The organism is Nocardia otitidiscaviarum NBRC 14405 (assembly GCF_000308635.1).
Classification (GTDB): Bacteria; Actinomycetota; Actinomycetes; order Mycobacteriales; family Mycobacteriaceae; genus Nocardia; species Nocardia otitidiscaviarum.
Genome location: NZ_BAGD01000271.1, coordinates 19099 through 37334, shown reverse-complemented (window position 1 = coordinate 37334; position 18236 = coordinate 19099). Strand labels below are relative to the sequence as shown.

13 protein-coding genes and 2 pseudogenes are annotated in these 18236 nt (G+C 65.4%); 8 read left to right on the top strand and 7 right to left on the bottom strand.

What is annotated here, in order from left to right:
- The first annotated feature begins 526 nt into the window (after positions 1 to 526).
- Entirely contained in the window at positions 527 to 805 is a 279-nt protein-coding gene (locus tag ON31_RS30430) for a cation:proton antiporter regulatory subunit (protein ID WP_039818587.1), read from the top strand.
- A 72-nt stretch (positions 806 to 877) separates the two neighbouring features.
- On the opposite strand, the gene ON31_RS30425 is transcribed toward ON31_RS30430, so the two are convergent.
- Both ON31_RS30425 and ON31_RS30420 read right to left on the bottom strand, forming a co-directional pair.
- A complete protein-coding gene (locus ON31_RS30425) occupies positions 878 to 1798 on the bottom strand; it encodes a universal stress protein (protein WP_039818585.1) in 921 nt (306 codons plus the stop codon).
- Complete coding sequence (locus tag ON31_RS30420) at positions 1795 to 4569, bottom strand: cation-transporting P-type ATPase (RefSeq protein WP_051037988.1); 2775 nt, start codon at positions 4567 to 4569, stop codon at positions 1795 to 1797. Before ON31_RS30420 ends, ON31_RS30425 begins: the two co-directional genes overlap by 4 nt.
- 142 nt (positions 4570 to 4711) lie before the next feature.
- Here ON31_RS30420 and ON31_RS30415 point away from each other — a divergent pair, with 142 nt between their 5' ends.
- Both ON31_RS30415 and ON31_RS30410 read left to right on the top strand, forming a co-directional pair.
- Positions 4712 to 5026, top strand: a complete 315-nt coding sequence (locus tag ON31_RS30415; protein WP_051037987.1) for a FitA-like ribbon-helix-helix domain-containing protein — start codon at positions 4712 to 4714, stop codon at positions 5024 to 5026.
- Positions 5023 to 5436 carry a PIN domain-containing protein gene (locus ON31_RS30410; protein WP_039818584.1) on the top strand — a complete coding sequence of 138 codons (414 nt, stop codon included), beginning with the start codon at positions 5023 to 5025 and terminating at the stop codon, positions 5434 to 5436. The genes ON31_RS30415 and ON31_RS30410 overlap by 4 nt, the downstream gene beginning before the upstream one ends.
- A gap of 52 nt (positions 5437 to 5488) precedes the next feature.
- Here ON31_RS30410 and ON31_RS30405 read toward each other — a convergent pair whose 3' ends face one another.
- Entirely contained in the window at positions 5489 to 6256 is a 768-nt protein-coding gene (locus ON31_RS30405; protein ID WP_218007409.1) for a universal stress protein, read from the bottom strand.
- Between the two features lie 120 nt (positions 6257 to 6376).
- Here ON31_RS30405 and ON31_RS30400 point away from each other — a divergent pair, with 120 nt between their 5' ends.
- A complete protein-coding gene (locus ON31_RS30400) occupies positions 6377 to 7879 on the top strand; it encodes a potassium/proton antiporter (protein WP_172544768.1) in 1503 nt (500 codons plus the stop codon).
- 2275 nt (positions 7880 to 10154) lie between these two features.
- A complete protein-coding gene (locus tag ON31_RS34985; RefSeq protein ID WP_169335054.1) occupies positions 10155 to 12008 on the top strand; it encodes an FAD-binding protein in 1854 nt (617 codons plus the stop codon).
- Positions 12009 to 12068: 60 nt separating this feature from the next.
- Here ON31_RS34985 and ON31_RS30390 read toward each other — a convergent pair whose 3' ends face one another.
- Entirely contained in the window at positions 12069 to 12887 is an 819-nt protein-coding gene (locus ON31_RS30390; protein ID WP_039818582.1) for an MmyB family transcriptional regulator, read from the bottom strand.
- A gap of 440 nt (positions 12888 to 13327) precedes the next feature.
- Here ON31_RS30390 and ON31_RS38275 point away from each other — a divergent pair.
- Positions 13328 to 13732 (top strand): annotated as a pseudogene (locus tag ON31_RS38275) (GAF domain-containing protein); the annotation flags it as partial.
- 134 nt (positions 13733 to 13866) lie between these two features.
- Here ON31_RS38275 and ON31_RS30385 read toward each other — a convergent pair.
- A pseudogene (locus ON31_RS30385) lies at positions 13867 to 14019 on the bottom strand (alanine--tRNA ligase-related protein); the annotation flags it as partial.
- A 922-nt stretch (positions 14020 to 14941) separates the two neighbouring features.
- Between ON31_RS30385 and ON31_RS30375 the strand changes: the two are divergent.
- Positions 14942 to 15577 carry a hypothetical protein gene (locus ON31_RS30375; RefSeq protein WP_039818580.1) on the top strand — a complete coding sequence of 212 codons (636 nt, stop codon included), beginning with the start codon at positions 14942 to 14944 and terminating at the stop codon, positions 15575 to 15577.
- Between the two features lie 54 nt (positions 15578 to 15631).
- Here the strand turns inward: ON31_RS30375 and ON31_RS30370 are convergent, their stop codons facing one another.
- Entirely contained in the window at positions 15632 to 16552 is a 921-nt protein-coding gene (locus tag ON31_RS30370; protein WP_147286983.1) for a hypothetical protein, read from the bottom strand.
- A gap of 265 nt (positions 16553 to 16817) precedes the next feature.
- Positions 16818 to 17552: a cutinase family protein gene (locus tag ON31_RS30365; RefSeq protein WP_081592846.1), complete on the bottom strand. Its 735-nt coding sequence runs from the start codon at positions 17550 to 17552 to the stop codon at positions 16818 to 16820.
- A gap of 112 nt (positions 17553 to 17664) precedes the next feature.
- Between ON31_RS30365 and ON31_RS30360 the strand changes: the two genes are divergently transcribed.
- On the top strand, positions 17665 to 18111 hold the full coding sequence (locus tag ON31_RS30360; RefSeq protein WP_039818576.1) for a MarR family winged helix-turn-helix transcriptional regulator: 447 nt from the start codon (positions 17665 to 17667) through the stop codon (positions 18109 to 18111).
- Positions 18112 to 18236: the final 125 nt, after the last annotated feature.

Below are 18236 nucleotides of genomic sequence, written 5' to 3'. Positions count from 1 at the left end.
CTGCGCACCAGGGCGTGGTCGTCGGCGAGCAGGATGCGGGTCGGGGCGGGCGCGTTCACGACGACCTCCGCTGATCGGTCGGGATGGTGAGCTGGATGTCGGTACCGTGCCCGGGCCGGGCGTCGATGGTGAGGGTGGCGTTGACGTGCAGGGCGCGCGCCCGCGCATGCTTACCGGAATCTCGGTGAGCCGCACGCGCGAGGGCACCGAGGCGGGTGAGAGTGCGAGCACCGGGACGCCGAGGGTGAAAACGAGGCCGTTGATGATCACGACGCGGCAGTACAGCGCGCCCGGCGGGGATCGGTGTCCGTGCCCACCGGCCGATCGCAGCGACGGCCAGACCGCTCATGAGCCCCAGTCTGTTCGGTCGGCGAGTCGGTGTCCATGAGGCGCGACCCCCATCTAATGCTCCCGGGACCGGGCGATAGACCCTACAAATGGGTGCTCCCGCCCATAGCGGGACGTCCTCATACAGCCAAGACTGGGACTACCGGCTGCAAGCAGTACAGGGGAAGGAGTCGCGGACATGCAGGTCGACCGGTCGACGGTACCAGGCAGGGCCGTGCTGTATCACTGTCGCCCGCGCGACGGTTCGCGTTTCGGCATCGTCGGGGATCGTGACGGAATCCAGCAACTCGTCATCTACGACCCCGCCGACGGCGATACGCCGCTGCAGACCATCACGCTGGAGCCTGACGAGGCCGACCAGCTCGCGCAGCTATTGCACAGCGCGCCGATCCGTGACCGGCTGGCCGAACTCGAACGTCGCGTCAACCAACTCGGCGATGGACGGCGAATCGTATAGCTTCCATACCGACTCGTTGCGGAGGTGGAGCGGCTGTTTTCACAGTTTGGTTCGGCCTCTGATCAGGGCAGATCACAGTGCATCGACCAGTGCCCGCGTAGTTCTCGACGTATGTGGGTCGGGTTTGACCGCCAGTACCGAACAGGGCATGTGGCGTACGAGTCGCTCGGCGGTGGTCCCGAGGATCCAGCGTGCAGGTCCCCGGCGAGGCGGGATGCCGAGGACGACGAGATCGATACCGTGGCTGACGACGAAGGCCGGTAGGACCTCCTCGACCACCCCTTGCTCGGCGATGAGTGCGAGGTGTCGGGGATCTTCACCGAGGTCGCGAACGGCTGCGGCGAGCTGTGAGGTGACCTCGGTTCGCGAGTGTTCAACATAGCCTGCGGTCTCCACGCCCGAGGCATGCGCGAGTTGCAGGGCTGGTGGCATGAAGGCTTGCAGCAGGGTCGGTGTCCCTGCCTCGACCGCCGCTATGGTCAGCGTGTAGTCGATGACGGCCCGGTTCAGCGCCGCGGTATTGCGCCATCCAGTGTCCGGCGCGACCGCCCCGAGGACACGAGGATGGGTAGCCGCGATGCCAGGGCCGACCAGCAGTACCGGGGCCGGACAGGTTCGAATCAGGTCCCGGTCGATGCCGCTACGGCGTTGGGCGGCCAGAGCGGTGTCCCGGGGGTGTGATCGGATCAGCAGGTCAGCGCCAGTGCGGTGAGCTTCCTCGGCCAGCACTTCCGCAGGTGGCCCGAACAGCAGCGTGGTCGACACCCTGACCTCACCCACCCCAGCAGCCACGATCTGCAGCAGGGATTTGAGGTGATCGACCGCGTCGGTGTCCTTGCCTCCGGTAACCGGTGGGACGTCGCGTGGGGTCATGACGGCGGCGATGATGAGTTCGGCGTGGGTCGCGCGGGCGATCGCGACGCCACGGTCCAGTTCAGGGTGGTGTACTGCGTGTGGATCGATGTCGACGATGATCCGGTCGAAGGTTCTCATTGGGGGTGCTCCTCCCGAAGTGGCGGGCTCGTCCGCCGCCGGCGGACGACGAATTTCTCTATCTCGACGGCTACGAAGACCAGTGCGCCGACGCCTGCGGCTTTGAGCCATTCGACGTACCCCAGCGGCGTGGACCCGAAGACCACGTTCATCGCAGGCATATACGTGAACGAGAGCTGGAGCGCGGTGCAGGCCACCACGGTGGCGAAGGCGATTTTGTTGCCGAACAGGCCGATGCGGTTGAGCACGGGTTCGAGCAGGTAGCGGTTGTTGAGCAGGTAGAACATCTCCGCGACGACGATCGCGTTGACCGCCATCGTGCGCGCGGTCTCGACGCTGGTGCCCAGGTTCAGCTCGCACAGGAACATGCCGAGGGCTCCGCCCGCCATGAGCACCGATACCATGCCCACCCGCCAGGCGAAGTATCGCGACAGCAGGTTCTCGCGTGGCGGTCGTGGTCGACGTCTCATGACGTCGGTTTCGGGGGGTTCGAAGGCCAGTGCCAATCCCAGCGTGCTGGACGTGGCGAGGTTGATCCAGAGGACCTGCGCCGGAGTCAGCGGCAGTGTGATCTGGAAGATGATGGCGGCGATGACCACCAGCGCCTCGCCGCCGTTGGTCGGCAGCATGAACAGCACGAACTTGCGGATATTGTCGTAGACGGTCCGGCCCTCGGATACCGCGGCCGCGATGGTGGCGAAGTTGTCGTCGGCGAGCACCATGTCCGCGGCTTCCTTGGCTGCCTCGGTGCCTTTGCCGCCCATGGCTATTCCGATGTCCGCCTTCTTCAGCGCGGGTGAGTCGTTGACGCCGTCGCCGGTCATGGCTACCACGTCACCCCTGGCTTGGAGGGCGCAGACCAGACGCAGTTTGTGTTCGGGGCTGGCCCGGGCGAAGACGTCACGCTCGTGCGCCACGTTCCGCAGTTCCGCGTCGTCCATCGCGGCGATCTCGGCGCCCGTCACCGCGGGCTTGCCGACCCCGATACCGAGTTGCGCACCGATCTCGCGGGCGGTGGCGACGTGGTCACCGGTGATCATCTTCACGCGGATTCCGGCCCGATGGCATTCCTGCACCGCGACGACCGCGTCCGGTCGCAGCGGGTCGATGATCCCCACCAACCCCAGCATCGTGAAACCGGCGTCCAGGTCTGCGATTTCGAGGACTCCGGCGTTGCGGGGAGCGCCGCGTCGGCGAGCCAGCGCGAGGACCCGGAGGCCCTGTGCGGCGGTCGTTACCGCCATGTGCTGCCAGTAGCGCCGATCGACCGGTTCTTCACCGTGTACGCCGCGCTGCCGATCGCAAATCCCCAGTACGCGTTCGGGTGCGCCCTTGACCAGGATGAGCGCGTCTGCGTCGGTGCCGGTGTGCAGGGTGCCCATGATGCGGTTCTCCGACGCGAACGGAACCGTGTTGATACGTGGATGCTCAGCTCGGGCCCTGTCGTGCGGTAGTCCGGCCTTCGCGGCCGCGACGAGCAGCGCAGCCTCGGTCGGATCCCCGGTGATCATCCAGGCGTCGTCGGCCTGGTGCAACGACGCATCGTTGCACAGCTCGGCGGCCAGGAGAGCGTCCCGCAAGGCCGGGTAATGCGCCGGATCGATGATGCGCCCGTCGATGCTGAGATCACCCACCGGCGCGTACCCGACGCCACCGACGTCGATATCGTGGCCGCCGCAGATGACGCGTTGCACCGTCATCTCGTTGCTGGTCAATGTGCCGGTCTTGTCCGAGCAGATCACCGTCACCGATCCCAGCGCCTCGACCGCGGGCAGGCGACGGACGATAGCGCGCCGCCGCGACATGCGCTGGACGCCGATAGCCAGGGTGACGGTCATGATCGCGGGCAGGCCCTCGGGAATCGCGGATGCGGCCAGCGCGACCGCCATGGTGAACATCTCCGCGATGCCTTGTCCGCGCCACAACACGCCGAGGGCGAAGGTGGCCGCGCTGAGCGCCAGAATGAACACCGCCAGGATCCGCCCGAACCTGCTGATCTGGCGCAACAGCGGGGTCGAGGTGGGCGAGATGCCGGTGAGCAATTGGTTGATTCGCCCGAGTTCGGTTCGAGGGCCGGTACCCACGACGACACCGGTGGCCTGACCCCGGACTACCAGCGTGCCCGCATAAGCCATACCGACCCGATCCGCGATCGGGGCATCGGCGGCGGTCGTGTCGGTGGACTTGTCGACAGGCACCGATTCCCCGGTGAGCGCCGCCTCTTCCACGCGCAACCCGTCGACGCTGAGCAGCCGCATATCGGCGGGTACCCGATCTCCGGGCGCCAACGTGACCAGATCACCGGGAACCAGCTCATCGGCATCGATATCCACGGTATGCCCGTCGCGGATCACCGTGGCACGAGGCGAGAGCATCGCCCGGATCGCACCCATGGCCGCCTCGGCCTTGCCCTCCTGCACATAGGCGATAACGACGTTGATGATCACCGCCGCGAACAGCACAGCGGTATCGATCCAGTGTTGCAGCACCGCGGTCACCACCGCCGCACCGGACATGACATAGATGAGCACATTGTGGAACTGGCGAATGAACCGCAGCAAGGCACTCTGCGGCTTGGCTGCTGCGAGGCGATTCCATCCGTGGACAGCTCGCCGACGCTGCACATCGCGATCGGTGAGACCATCGATACCGGTCGCGAGCCGCTCGACCACGACCCTTGATGGCAATGTATGCCACGCGACCTCGGGAGAGGGCTCCACCACGTCCCTGGACTGGATCTCCCGCCGGATCTGCTTGTCAGTCGATGACATCTCGGTCCCTGCGCTCATGACCTGAGTTCACCGTTTTCGGACCCCAGCACGTCAGATGACAACGTCACGATCACTAGGGTCCTTCGTCGATTCCGGCGCGGACTGGGCTCGTTGCTGGTGTGCGATTGGCCGACGTTCTAGGGTGGAGAATGCGGGGTTCGGTGCCGATCCGGTCGGCTGGGAGTGGGAGGTGGTGTTGGTGAGCCGAGTGCGCGTCCACGGGATTCCCCCGGCGGTACAGGAGGCGTTGTGCCGCCGCGCCGCCATGAACGGTCGTAGCGTCGACGCCGAGGTATGCGCGATCCTTGCTGATGCGGTGCTGCCGTGCGATCAGGATGTCGCGTTGGGGACGCTGTTGGCAGGACTCGGCTGTGAGATCGCGCTCACCCCCGACGAAATCGCCCTCATCACCGCTCCCGCTGATTCAGTTCCCCGGCCTGTGGGGTTCGACTCGTGATCTTGCTCGGCACCGATGTCCTCGTCGAGACGATGCGCGAGGATCCCAACCCGTCAGTTGTCGCCTGGATAGACGCCAATCCCGTGCGGACACTGTACATTTCGGCTATCACTGTCGCCGAGTTGCGGTTCGGATTCGTCGCGATCTCCAACGCGGAGCGTGCGCGGCGCATCAGCCAGAGATTCGAGACGCGCATCCTGCCCCTGTTCTCGGACCGGATTCTCCCCTTTGATGTGACTGCTACCAATGCGTATGCCGAGATCATGGAAACCGCGCGCACTACCGGTACGCGGCTCGGCCCGACCGGCGGGTGCATCGCCGCCACGGCTGCGACGAGCGATATGTGCATCGCCACCGGCGACCCAGCATTACGCGCTATCGGAGTGCCGGTGATCAATCCATGGAAGTAGGTCGGCTCTCGGTGTCCGCTCGAGCCGAGGTCACTCTAATGACCGCCGGGTTTCAGCTGGCTTGAGCGACCAGCACGGGGACGTCACTGCGGGTGAGCAGTTCGGCGGTGACGCTGCCGAGCAGTAGCCGGGTCAGACTGCCGCGCCCCTGCGACACGGTGAGTGCGAGCGCGTAGGGGCGGGAGGTGAGGAGTTCGGCGATGGCCTGGGCGGGGTTGTCGTCAACGAGCACGGTAGCCGTGGCCGTTAGACCGCTTGCAGTCAGATGCTGGACATGGCTGGTCAGAGCGGGTTCGATTGCGCGGCAGCTGCTCTCGTCGGCGGCAACGTGGACGAGTTCGACCTCGAGCGTGAGCAGTCGCGCCCATTCGGCCGCGAGGCTCACCGCGGTCGCTGCCCGAGCTGACTCATCGATACACACGACCAGTCGTCGATACCCTGCGGTATCGGTGTGGCCGGTGTAGCCGGGGCCGACGAACAGGATCGGTCCGTCGACGGCACGGATCAGGTGGGTGGAGACGCTGCCCAGGACGAGGCGTTGCAGCTCGTCGTGGTCCTGGGTGGCCATACAGATCAGGGTCCCGGGCTGGTCGGCGGCCATATCGGCGATGACCTCGCCGGGCCAGCCGGAACCGACAACGGCGACTTCGACCTGGTCATAAGGCAACTGGTCGGCCGTCTCCTCGATGTCGCGAGCCCAGCGACCTCGCACCTGATCGTAGACTGTGACCAGTTCGACGGGACAGCCCAAGACCTGGGCTACACGCACCGCAGGCTCGAGCGCGCGGCGGGCCTGCACCGAGCCGTCCAGCGGCACCATCACACACGGGACCGCTTCCTCGCGGTTCATCACACCACCACCATGCAGCGTCGATTCGATCGGACTTGGGCCGATCGGTAGGCTATTCCCGATTTGTCCGAATCGGAAACCTTGGAGATCATGAGCATCCAGCTGCCGGCCGATTGGTGGATCCTCGTTGTCGCGGCACTGTTGGTCGGGGGCGTGCTCGCGGCGGGATTCGCCAGCCGGTTACGGCTTCCCGGATTGCTGCTGTTCCTCGTGCTGGGCATGGTCATCGGTGACGACGGTCTCCGTCTGGTCAGTCTGGGCGACCCTCGTATCGCCCAGATCGGAGGCACGATAGCGCTCTTGCTGATCCTCTACGAGGGCGGGCTGACGACCAAACCCCGAGACCTCCGCGCAGGTGCGCTGCCGGGATCGTTGCTGGCCACCTTCGGAGTGGTGATCACTGCGGGCGTTGTCGGGGCGGGCGCCCTGCTGCTGCTCGATGTGGAACCGATGACCGCGTTCCTGGTCGGTGCGGTCGTCGCCTCCACCGACGCCGCGGCGGTGTTCGCGGTGCTGCGTACCGCGCCGCTGCCGCGGCGGCTCGCGGCCCTGCTCGAGGTCGAGTCCGGAGCCAACGATCCTATCGCGATCATGATGACGATCGGATTGATCGAGACCTGGCGCGCCAGCCCCGGTGTCGCGGACTGGGCCGGGTTCGCGGTGCTGCAACTCGGCGGCGGTATCGCCATCGGTGCGCTGGTGGGTGTGGCGGGCAGTTGGACGTTGATGCGGACCAATCTGGGACCTGACGGCGCGTACCCGGTTCTCGCTCTGGGAGTCGCAGGCCTGTCGTACGGGCTCGCCGCCGCTGCGGGCGCCTCGGGCTTCTTGGCCGTGTATGTCACCGGGTTGATCGTCGGGGCGCAGGTCCCACTGCACCGCCGTGGTATTCGCACCTTTCACCAGGGACTGTCCAGCACCGCCGAGGTGGGACTGTTCCTGCTGCTGGGAGTGCTCGTCTTCCCGTCGCAACTGCCCGCTGTCATTGGCCCCGGATTGATCGTCACCGCCGTGCTGGTGTTGATCGCTCGCCCGGTGGCGGTGGTGTTGTGCCTGGTCTGGCTTCGCTATCGCTGGCAGGAACTCACGCTCATCAGCTGGGCGGGCTTGCGCGGTGCGGTGCCGATCGTGCTGGCAACCTTCCCGTTCGTCGCCGGGTACCCCGACGGATTGTTCATCTTCAACATGATCTTCTTCGTCGTGCTGGTCTCGGCGGCTGTGCAGGGGTCGAGTATCAGCCTCGTCGCTCGCTGGCTCGGGCTGCGCGCGAACGCAACCAGTGTCGGCTCGATCGCGGAGAACGTGCCGATCGCCAGCATGAACACCGAACTGATCGAAGTTCGAGTGACCGATGAACTCCACATCGCGGGCCGCCTCCTCAAAGATCTCACCCCACCCCAGGGCTTGATCACCGCGATCCTGCGGGGCAGCAGAGTCCTGATACCCTCGCCGCGCACCCGGATTCGCAGCGGTGACCTCGTCATCATCGCGGTTCCACGCCACAGCACGGCGAGCAAACGCGTCACCGCGTGGGCACGCGGAGAACAGCCACCACCGAGTGGCCAACGTTCCGTAGACAAACAACCGAGGTAAGAAGCGCCAGGACCCCGCACCCGGCGCCGCGGGAGGGCCCTCGAGCACCGACAGAATCGCCGAGCCTCCCGGTTGCCCAGCCGGGCCGAGGTCACCGAGCACCTTCCGTGCCGAACACCGGGCCGCCGATGAGACGCAGCGGGATCGGGGACATCCCGATCCACGTGGCCAGCCTGCCCAGCGAACCCGAACCGAATAGGACCGTGCCCAGCTGGATCAGCGCGAGCGCGGATTCGTACCCCATATCGGGTTGCCGTGCCGTACCTGTGATCGATGATCCCGATCCGGCGGCGACAGCCCGACAGCACGAAGCCCCTGCATACCCCCGTCCCGGGGCAGCTGTGCAACCTCGACAACGCCGCAGCTCACCATAACGGCCCGGACAGGAACGCGCCGGAGCCGTACCGAAATGTCGCGCAGGAGAATCGTTACCGAGGACCGCGAGGCCGCAGCGCGATCGCGGTCGCGAATGCCGCAGTCGCCGTGAGAGCACCCATCCACGCAGCCTCACGCTGCCCACCCAGGTACAGGAACCACACCGCTACCAGGGCGACCAAGCCGACCGCCGCGAAGACTTGGCTGCCACGCACGGTCTCACATCCTTGCACACCTGTCGAGCGAGCAGTAGGAGAGAACCCCCGGCCAGCCACGTATCTCAGATCTCGTCCCTGGTGCGCGCCCAGATCCGCTCCATGGCAAACTACCGACCGAGCTGAGTCACTGCCAGTTGTGGCGCTGAAAGCCGGTGCAGCGAAGCCGATTTCGGTTATGGCTTCACCGGTCGGAGCGAGGCAGGACGTTGTCGAATGGGCGACACACGTGTTCCACGGGCGGCTCCTTCGGTTCGATGCCGCCGGGCTCTCCACGCGTAGGTGGCATGGGAGTATCGACCCGACGTACACCGCCGATTATCGCCGAGGTCGCCCCGTACGCCGCCGAGCGTGTTCTTGAGCAACCCGCGCGGGTTCCCTGGCCGTGGGGTGCCAGCAGCCCGACGGGCTGGGCGGGGTTGGCGGCGGCGTGCTCCGGAGCTTCGCCGTGGTGGGCTAGATCGCAACGGCATTGTGGGGCGCGTGATGCTCGCAATCGGGTGAATCCAGCCGAGGCGGCCGTTCGATCTCACGTCAACCTCGCGATGCCTCGCTTCCAACTCCGACTTGGGTTGCGTGGTCGGTCGCACCGTCCGAGGTGTTTGTACAACCGCACAGGGGCTCGCCTGCGAGCCGATGGTCTTGCCGTCGATCGTCGCAGGGGGCCATCGGCCCAGCGATCTTGGCCGAGCAACGCGACGAGGGGCGCCCGCCCGCGACTGGCTCGCCGGACTCATTCTCCGGGATCTGACCGTTGCCAGGCCCCGATTCAGCGAATCTTGACACCTAGCCCGGGGTCGGCGGTCAATGATGTGTACGACGGCGGTCGGTGGGTTGTTCGGCGGGCTCGAACCTTGGAGATCGTCATCAGACCAGGTTCTGGAGCTTTACCAGGCAGTTATGCACCTCACTGGACGGAGATCGGTCCAGCGTCCAGCCAACATGCAGGCGGGTAGGGGGAGCCGTGACGAACGACAGCTCATGCCCGAGCTGCGGAAGAATCGACTGGGTACAGAGCATGCCCGCGATTGCGTCGACCGGTGTGTCCACCGTTCGTGGGTCGGGCACCTACGCCGGGGTGGGGATCAGCACCTCAGGTGCGGTTATCCCGGTCCTGGGCGGCGGGAGTTCCGTGGGCACTCAGATCACCGCGCTGGCGGCGGCGACACGGCCAGTGCCGCCTTCTCGGCCGCTGGCTGGCCTGACGGCGTGGGGTGTGCTGCCCTTGATTCCGGTGCTGTTCATCGTGGTCGGAGTGGTGGCAATAGTCGTAGACAGCAGTACGTCGGCGGAGCATTCCGGGCGGCCGGTAGCGGGGGTCGTCTTTCTTGGTGTTCTCGCAACATTGCCGTTTGTGATCATGTCGTTCGTAGCCTTCGTGATACTTGCGGACCGAATCCACCAACTCCCGCATTGCGCGTGGAATGTCCACCGCGACCGCGCTGTGGAGTGCCGCGTTCTACTGCCATCGATGCGGCCTGTGCTTCTGGACGCACTCACCGGCGGCCGGAATACCCGCACGGAAACCGCTGTCGCCGTATCAGTTCCAGCGGATTGTGTGGAGCGCAGGAGGATATTAGCCAATGTGAGGTCGAGGTGGTTGCCGCGTCGGTGTACTGACCGATTGTGGCGAACGCCGAGCGATATCGTCGATGTCCGGTTGGAGCGAGAGGTGTGCGTTGCGGATGGATGAGGGGAAGCGAGCGGGTTCGACAAGCTCCGACCAGGCGACCAGCGCGAGCGACGGGGTGTCGCAAGCGCTGGTTTTCGATCATTTGGTGAAGCGCTACGAGCTGGCCTACTCGGACAGACCCGAGCAGACTCGCGCGGCTGTCTGGCTCGCCGAGCGTTTGGGCGTAGGCGCGCGGGTATTGGATGTTGGGTGCGGCAGTGGTGTTCCGACCGCCCGCCAGTTGGTCGATGCCGGGATACAGGTTGTGGGCATTGACATTTCACCCGTAATGATTTCGGCCGCTGCGGCAGCAGTACCAGAGGCGGCGCTACATACCTGTGATGTCTTGGAGTTCACCGAGATCGGATTCGACGGCGCGGTCGCGTTCTTCTCCCTACTGATGCTGCCCCGCTCCGGTATCCAGCAGGCGCTCGCGGTGCTGCACAAGGCCGTCAAGCCTGGCGGATATCTACTGGTCGGCATGGTCGAGGCGGACCTCGACGCTGAGGCGGTTTCCTTCCTGGATACCGATGTCCGAGTCAGCGGTTACCGGCGCGACGACCTTCATCGAGTGGTGGAGCAGGCTGGCTTCACTGTCCTCGAACTGCGGGTCGTGTCTTACACGCCCGCTCTCGCCGAGGCTGAACTGGAAACCCATCTTTATGTCTATGCGCAACGGCCTCGGCTCGTCGGGTCACGAGTCGAACAGGCATCCCTTCGATACAGTTCGGCTATGACGGAGGTGGGTCTGCCCGGTGCTACGCGTGACTTCGGTGGTCTCGTCAGCCGTACCCCGAGTCGGGTCGTTCGTCCTGCCTATGCTGCGGAGATCGCCGACCTCGTCAGGGACTCGGTGGTGGCCAGGGCCGGGGTGGCTGTGGTTGCCCGTGGTTGTGGGCATTCTTCCCGCGGTGAGTCCTTGACCGAGGGCATCGCCGTGGACATGCGCGGGATGGCGCGTGTGCATGAGGTGGGCGAGGACCGCGTCGTCGTTGACGCCGGGGCGACCTGGCGGGAGGTTTTGGAAGCCACGTTGCAGTGCGGGCGAATGCCGCCGGTGCTGACCGACTACCTCGACTTGACCGTGGGTGGGACGCTCTCGGCCGCCGGAATCGGTGGGACCTCCCATATCCACGGAACTCAGGCCGCTAACGTCCTCGAACTCGAAGCCGTCACCCCCGCAGGTGAGATTGTCACCTGCTCGCCGCGGCAACGCAGCCAGCTTTTCGATGCGCTGCGCTCGGGGATGGGCCGCCACGGCATCATTACAAAGGCGGCGCTGCGCCTGACCACCGCACCGAAGGCAGTGCTGTCGTGCCGCGTGCAGTTCGCCTCGGCGGCGGAACTCATCGCGGCTCAGGGCCGGATCCACGCGGATTTTATCTCAGGGCAGGTGAAGTCCTCCGGGTTCGAGCTCAAGGCTGTGGTGTACGACGCGAGCGGACCGCCCCAGGGGCTGGCACCGATTGACGTCGAAGAACTCGCCTTCGAAGACTTCGCCGACCGCATGCGTCCGGACGTGGAGAAATTGATCGAGCTCGGCGAGTGGGATTGCCCGCATCCGTGGGGGCAGGTCATCGTCCCGGCCGCGCAAGCCGCCAAGCTCGTCGAGGCCACGCTGGCCGAGACCTCACCCGCAGACATTGGACTCAGCGGCGTCATTCTGATCAAACGCTTTTCTCCCGGACCGGTGCCGATGCTGCGCGCCCCTTCGGACGCGGTGCTGTTCGCGCTGCTCCGTACGGCCTCGCCCGGTTGCGCCACAGCTGCCCAGATGACAGTCGCCAATGACCAGCTCTACGATCGTGCCGAGGCTGTAGGCGGTGCACCGTATCCGCCCCGCCCTACCCCGGCGCATTCCAGGTGATCTGAGTGCTCCAGGCCGTTGCCAGAGTCCACACGGACCGCCAGCCGGGGCAACCCGTCTTCAGGATGCGTCTCCGGCATTCTGACCTGTCGGTTTGCCGATGTAGAAGTGAGCTGGCTCGCCGTTGGTGAAGGCGACCCAGATGGTGCATTCGACTCGCGTGACTTCTCCGGTATTGGGATCACGCAGCAGTTGGTAGGAGTACGGACGTTGGACGTCGGTGGGTCCCCGGCCGTAGATAGCCCGGAATTCAGGTGACTGGTCCAGGCACTTGGCCAGGATTGCTCGGGCTTCCTTGTTGTGCGGATTGGTGGCGGCTTGGCGTAGCGAGTTCCCCAGCAGCTCGGTCTCCGGTTCCCATTCCACTAGTACTTCGCGTGCGATCGGGTTGAGGGTCGCCCACTCGAGCAGGTTGGTGCCGACGGTGATGCCGGGGAATGCACGTCTGTATTCCTCATTGGTGGCGAGTATGTAGAGCTGCGGGGTTCCGTAAGCGGCCAGCATCGGCGAATAGATGTCGGGGCTGGGCGCTTCGACAACGGTGGAGTCCTGCGGAATCAAGGCGGGCGGGTCGGCTGGATCGGGTGGAAATCCGGCGATCTCCTGCTCCGCCCTGCGATACCTGCTCACGGTTCGGCCCATCCGGCGGTTGACGAACCCAAGATCGGCTGCCGAACACTGGAACAGGCATTCGAACTCGGCGACCAGCGTGTGGGGCCACGAGCATGAGCCCCGCTCGAGTCGGGACACCGTATTTGCGGTGAGGCCCGTCGTCTTGCCATGCTCCGCAGCGAGGTCGGCGATGGCCCGTGCTACCTGCTCCTGAGTCCAGCCGTGGGCGATACGCAGCTCGATCAGCTTGGTGTTCGGCCGTAACACGGCTCGACCGGTCCCGCTACCACGCCCCGAACTCGAGCCTGGCCCAGGAGTGACGCGGTCCTGCCCTCCCGGTTGGTGCGCTGCGCGTCCTTCGCTGTATTCCGATTGTCCTGTCGTCATCACCATCCCCAATCGGACTTCCGCGATCCGCCACGACGGGTTGCCAGCAGCTATGACATGAATCACACTACTCCAGCAATCGCCCCGCATGCCAACCCGAGGGGTTATATAAGTGCAGGTCAGGGCAGTGTGGCCAGTCGGATCGCGCACGAGGCCGAAGGTGTATGGCGTGGTCTACATCACTATTTTGCCTAGCTTGAAGCCTAGCTTTCAGCCTTGCTTGCGGCCGTTCAGAAGTGGTGACCCGGCTGGTCGAATGGGGTTAACGCCGAAGCGGTGCTTCCGCCGATTGGGTGCCGGAACGACCAGGAGGTGAGGCGATGACCATCGTGCAGCCACCCGCGAACTCGACAGCTTTGCAACGAGGGATGCTCCGTGGGAGCAACTTGCAGGCAATCCCTGGTGTCGGCGAATCTGGCGACGACGTCGAGGACCGCCACCTACTCGTGGAGGCTCTCGCGGGTCCGAGTCTGGAGCCGACCGTCCTCATTGATGGCGAAGGGCCGCACCGATTCCACCGACTGTTCCGGGCATTCCGTGGTACCGGTCTGGCGTACCTCGCTCCCTCGTCATTGGATGCGGGGCTCGTGCTTCTCACCCGGGCGGTATCCGAGCTGGCACCGTGCCACGGTGAGCTGCCGAGCCGTCAGGGGCCGATGCCCGCCACATGTACCCCGATCGTCGGCCCGTCCGGTGCCGTCCATGCCGTCCGGATGACGGTCGGCAAAGTGGAGGCGACTGGTGAGGTTCCACTCGTTCCACTGGAATTCGACGCCAGCTTCATAGCCCGGTTCGGTGATTCGCACGGATTGATGCCGACACTCTTTCAGGCCGACACGACCTGGACTCTGCCAGGCGCCTCGCCTAGAAAGTACGGTTTGAACGGTGCCATGCCCGCATTGATCAGCAGCAGCGTCGGGTCGTCTGCGATCAGCGATGCGGAGGGGACCACGGTGTGGCCTCGCTGCTCGAAGAATCGAAGCGCACGATCACTGATCTCGGCGGATTTCATCGCTGCCTTTCCCATGAGTCGGGGTGTTCGCCGCTGATCGGCCCGGCGGCGAACTGATGGGTTGTCAGGTGCAATTCACCACCAGGGATCGCGCCTGTCCAACGAATTTCCGGCTGGACGGCTGTCGACCGGTGTCGACCGGGTGCATCCGCCTCATCCTCCGATCGTCACTTCGCATCCAGCTGATCGGGTCGCAGCGCCTGGCCCGGCAACGACCCCGGGCTGGGCTGTCGCAGCCCGCGCGCTGTAATGGGAACTGCAGATTGCGTGGCACGGTCCGCACCGCCACCGCCGACCATGCGTTGAACCATCGGGCACCGATTCCCGGGGCCTGCAGGGGGCGTGTCGCGGCTAACGGTGTGATGCCCGGTGGCGGGTTCCCCACCGCCCGCGGGCGTGGTGCGGGCGACGTCGAAGAAGGAGTTCTAACTGTCCGTGTGGTCGGTGCCCGGTTCCCTTCCAACTGCGAAACTCCTGGTCAGGCCGCGACGGTTTGGCATCAAATTTGGCATCACGACAGGGTGGAACCCATCGGACAGGATGGGATCGGGTGGACACCGTGGACGATTGATAGCCCATCGACCTGCACAGATAGGACGCGACGATACGCGATGACACAGCCGGGACGGTGTCCCCTTGGCTCATAACCCAGAGGTCGCAGGTTCAAATCCTGTCCCCGCTACTAGGGAGATGGCCCGGAACCCACTGGTTCCGGGCCATTTCACGTATCAGGTCGGCATCGTCAGCCGAACTCGGTCTCGGGACCGCGAGTGACCAGGCCACGGCAATCCGAGCGTGAGCGGCCGTCCGATACCTACCTATTGGACTACTCACACTTCCCGATGCGGGGCACATACCTATACCGGGAAGATCGTCGCATCGATCGTGGCGCGAGGGCGCCGGGTAGTCTGCCGAGGTTGCGATGTTCGATGGATGGTATGGGGATGTCGTCGGGAGCCAGCCGTATCCGACGCTCGACCCTTGTTCCGACTTCCCGCTGCTCACCAAGCTGATACTGGTCGCGGACGGTTCCACGACATTGCTGCTTCAGGTGCTGGCGGGCTCAGCGATCTCCGCCGAAGCGCTACCGACCCGGACGGCGGCCATCGACGATTGCCCTGAGGCTCGCGAGGTGTTCGGCGGCGACGAGCCGCTCGCGATGCGCCGATCCCGGTTGCGGGATCGTACGGGTGCGATCGTCAGCGAGAACTTGATCACCTACCGACAACGCGACCGGGGCGCGCTGATTCCAGCCGAGGGAGTTCCGTTCGGCTTGCACACCCGACGCATGGGTCTCTACGAACGCCGCCGCGTCTTCATTGCGGGCGTCACACGCTCCAGCTTCGGTGCGCTGCCGGCGCGTTCGGCAGGCCGTGTCTACGAGATCGCCTTCTCGACCGAGCAGCGGGTGCTGGTCCACGAGGTATTCGAGCCGGGTTTGCTTCCGATACAGAGTGATTCGTTCGATCGCACCGCCGTTCCTAGTACCGGCCGCCCGGGGCGTACAAGCTACGAGCTCATCGGCAACCCTGTCCCTTCTGGTGGCGATCGTGACTAGAGCGTCGAGCGGTACGAGACAGCACGGAACTGGCGAGATTCGAACAGCTGCGCATCACTGCGTGCAGCCCCACGATTCGACTTCGGCCCGCGATTCGTACTGGACCTCGGGGTAGTAGGGTCCCATCGTCGCCCGTGGGGCAGCGGGGTCGGCCGCTTGAATCGAGTGTGCGAAGTCGCTGTCCGGCAGCAAATTTCGCATAATCAGCAGATCCGATCCACCGTCGGTGGGTAGCCATCCGATGCCGCACCCGTCAGTGAAGCCGGTCGGCCGGTCGGCCGAGGAGGAAACGACCACGGTATAGCGGCCCTCGGCGTCGATTGCCAGCTCATCGTCGACTACGCACGCCGTGACGGCCGTCGAGATCGGATTATTGGTGCACAGCGACCAGTAGCGCACCTCTCCCGACCGCATCGTCGGTTGCCCCTGATGCGTCGGCGCGGCAGTCGGCAGCTTCCCTCGTACAACGGCGACCCTGCCGGGATCCAGGAGGGTGGCAAGGTACTTGTTGTCGGGATTGGGGAAATAGCCCCCGCCGGTTGCCGATTGCCAGTCCGGAGCCTTCGGTACCTGTGTGAGTGAGGGGTACCTCAGTCGACTCGGTGGAAACGTCACGTGTGGGTCGAAAGGCGTTTCGGTTGCAGCGCAATCGGAAAGGTCGAGCCGTGACCCGCGCGCCGAGATCACTGTGAGCCGGGGTAGTCCCGCGCCGCCGGTGGCGTCCGATCCCGCGTCGGGGCGGTACACCCGGTAGACGACCGGGATGAATCCTGTCGAGTCGCCGGTATGGAGAGTGTTGGGCTCCGGCTGTGGAGGCGTTTCCCCCACCACGACCCGAATTGTGTACTCACGGCTGGCCGCATTCCGGTCGGCTCCGTCGACGAACGGGTTGACGCCAGCCGGATCCGCGTTGATGAGCTGATCGTTCAGCGCACCCGATACGTGCCCGCGCCGGGTGTAGGCGGTGAACGACATGTATCGAGCGTGCGGAAAGGTGCCCCGAATGGTCAGTGTGGTGCCGGGAACGGCGGGCACTAGCGTCACCCAGTAATTGGCGAAGGTGTCGGGGTAGGCGATGTTCAGTGTGCCTGCCCCGATTCGTGGGCTCCACCCACACGCCGCGTTCGCGCTGAGTTCCGCGACCGGAGCGGCCGTGACCGGCGCGGGTCCCGTCATCGTCGGCGATATCGTCGCGCACCCGACCAGTAGGCAACGAACCGCCTTGGAGAAGGCTGACACATCATCCTCCGATGGCGTCGACGACGAACCGGGTCGCCTCGTCGCTGTACTTCGGGAGATAGGAGTAGTGCACCGGCCAGATCTTGCCCGAATCGCAGAATACGTCGCCCGCATCGCAATACGATCGAATCTTCGCGCCGAACGGCGTCAATCGCTGGTCTTCTCCGCGTGGGAAGCGACCGTTCCTGCGAGCCGTGCCGACATCGAAGGGCTCGCCAGCCACGAAACGCGGGTCACCCATGTGGATGACCGCCCTCACGTTATCGCTCACCTCGGCCGAGACCGGCGGTGTCTCCGGCCCCAGCCGTCCGCCGCCGCCGCCGCCCGCGATGGCGTCTCCGGTGACGTGCGCGCCTTGCGAGTAGCCCAGCATCACGATCTCGCGGTCGGGGCACTTGGCCACGGTGTCGGTGAGCAACCGGCGTACTTCGGCGGTGCCCTGCGCGGCGCTGTCCGCGTAGTCGGGAATCGATTCGGCGGTCGCCGGGTAGTCCACGGCGATGTCTTCGATCGGCCGATCGGTCGCTTCCTTTATCCGAGTCACCAAACGCGCCATCGCTCCGGGGCCCGGATCCTCATTGCTGCCGCGAGCGACGATCAGATAGACCGACGAACACCGATCACCGGCGTCCAGCGGAGCCGCGGTGGCCGGCGCGGCACCGGCCACCAATGCTGCGGCAAGCATCGACGTCGCGATCGCAGGCGCGGCGCGGCGGGTTTTCTTCGAATGCGTCATCAGGAATCCTTTCGCGGGAGACGGGGGATGGTGTTCCGCGGCAGCGGCTCTGCCGAATCGACATCAGATTACGCAAGGGCCTTGTCAATATTCAAGTGGCAGAATATGAGGAATGACTAAGCACTCCGCCGCAGATATGCCAACCACACCGCCGGCTTTGGTCTACCTCCTTGCCCAGTCGAACAGTGCGAAGCTGACCGACTTCTTCGTCGAACAAGGCATGGCCGACCTGCTGCCTCGTCATGCGCTACAGCTTTTTCCGTTGTTGCTGGGCGGCGGGTTGCGCGCGTCGGACCTGGCGGCCCGGCTCGGGGTCTCGCGCCAGGCCGCGGCGCAGGTCGTCGGAACGCTGGAACGCGCCGGCTATATCACCCGTGTCGACGACCCCGGCGACGGCCGCGCCAAGCTGGTCTGTCTCACCGCCCGCGGCCGCGCGGCGACCCGAGTGCTGGGAACCAGCATGCGAGCCCTGGAGCGCGACTGGGAGAAGCGACTCGGCCGGGAGCGCATGGCCGACCTCCGCGAGATGCTGACTCTGCTCTCGAGGCCCGACCGCTGAGCTCGCTCTCGCGGCGGACCCTGCGCGTCGACACAGGCGCCATGGCGTTGGATCGCGGATTGTGGGCCGCGTGCGTGAGTGCAGCTCATGGTCGCCCGGACTCACCTACCGTGGAAGGCAACCAG

What these genes read in the sequence shown, in the direction of transcription:
- ON31_RS30430 (WP_039818587.1), top strand. Translation starts at nt 527, where the DNA reads ATGCAGGTCGACCGGTCGACGGTACCAGGCAGGGCCGTGCTGTATCAC.
- ON31_RS30425 (WP_039818585.1), bottom strand. Translation starts at nt 1,798, where the DNA reads ATGAGAACCTTCGACCGGATCATCGTCGACATCGATCCACACGCAGTA.
- ON31_RS30420 (WP_051037988.1), bottom strand. Translation starts at nt 4,569, where the DNA reads ATGTCATCGACTGACAAGCAGATCCGGCGGGAGATCCAGTCCAGGGAC.
- ON31_RS30405 (WP_218007409.1), bottom strand. Translation starts at nt 6,256, where the DNA reads ATGGTGCCGCTGGACGGCTCGGTGCAGGCCCGCCGCGCGCTCGAGCCT.
- ON31_RS30400 (WP_172544768.1), top strand. Translation starts at nt 6,377, where the DNA reads ATGAGCATCCAGCTGCCGGCCGATTGGTGGATCCTCGTTGTCGCGGCA.
- ON31_RS34985 (WP_169335054.1), top strand. Translation starts at nt 10,155, where the DNA reads ATGGATGAGGGGAAGCGAGCGGGTTCGACAAGCTCCGACCAGGCGACC.
- ON31_RS30375 (WP_039818580.1), top strand. Translation starts at nt 14,942, where the DNA reads ATGTTCGATGGATGGTATGGGGATGTCGTCGGGAGCCAGCCGTATCCG.
- ON31_RS30370 (WP_147286983.1), bottom strand. Translation starts at nt 16,552, where the DNA reads ATGTCGTTCACCGCCTACACCCGGCGCGGGCACGTATCGGGTGCGCTG.
- ON31_RS30365 (WP_081592846.1), bottom strand. Translation starts at nt 17,552, where the DNA reads ATGACGCATTCGAAGAAAACCCGCCGCGCCGCGCCTGCGATCGCGACG.
- ON31_RS30360 (WP_039818576.1), top strand. Translation starts at nt 17,665, where the DNA reads ATGACTAAGCACTCCGCCGCAGATATGCCAACCACACCGCCGGCTTTG.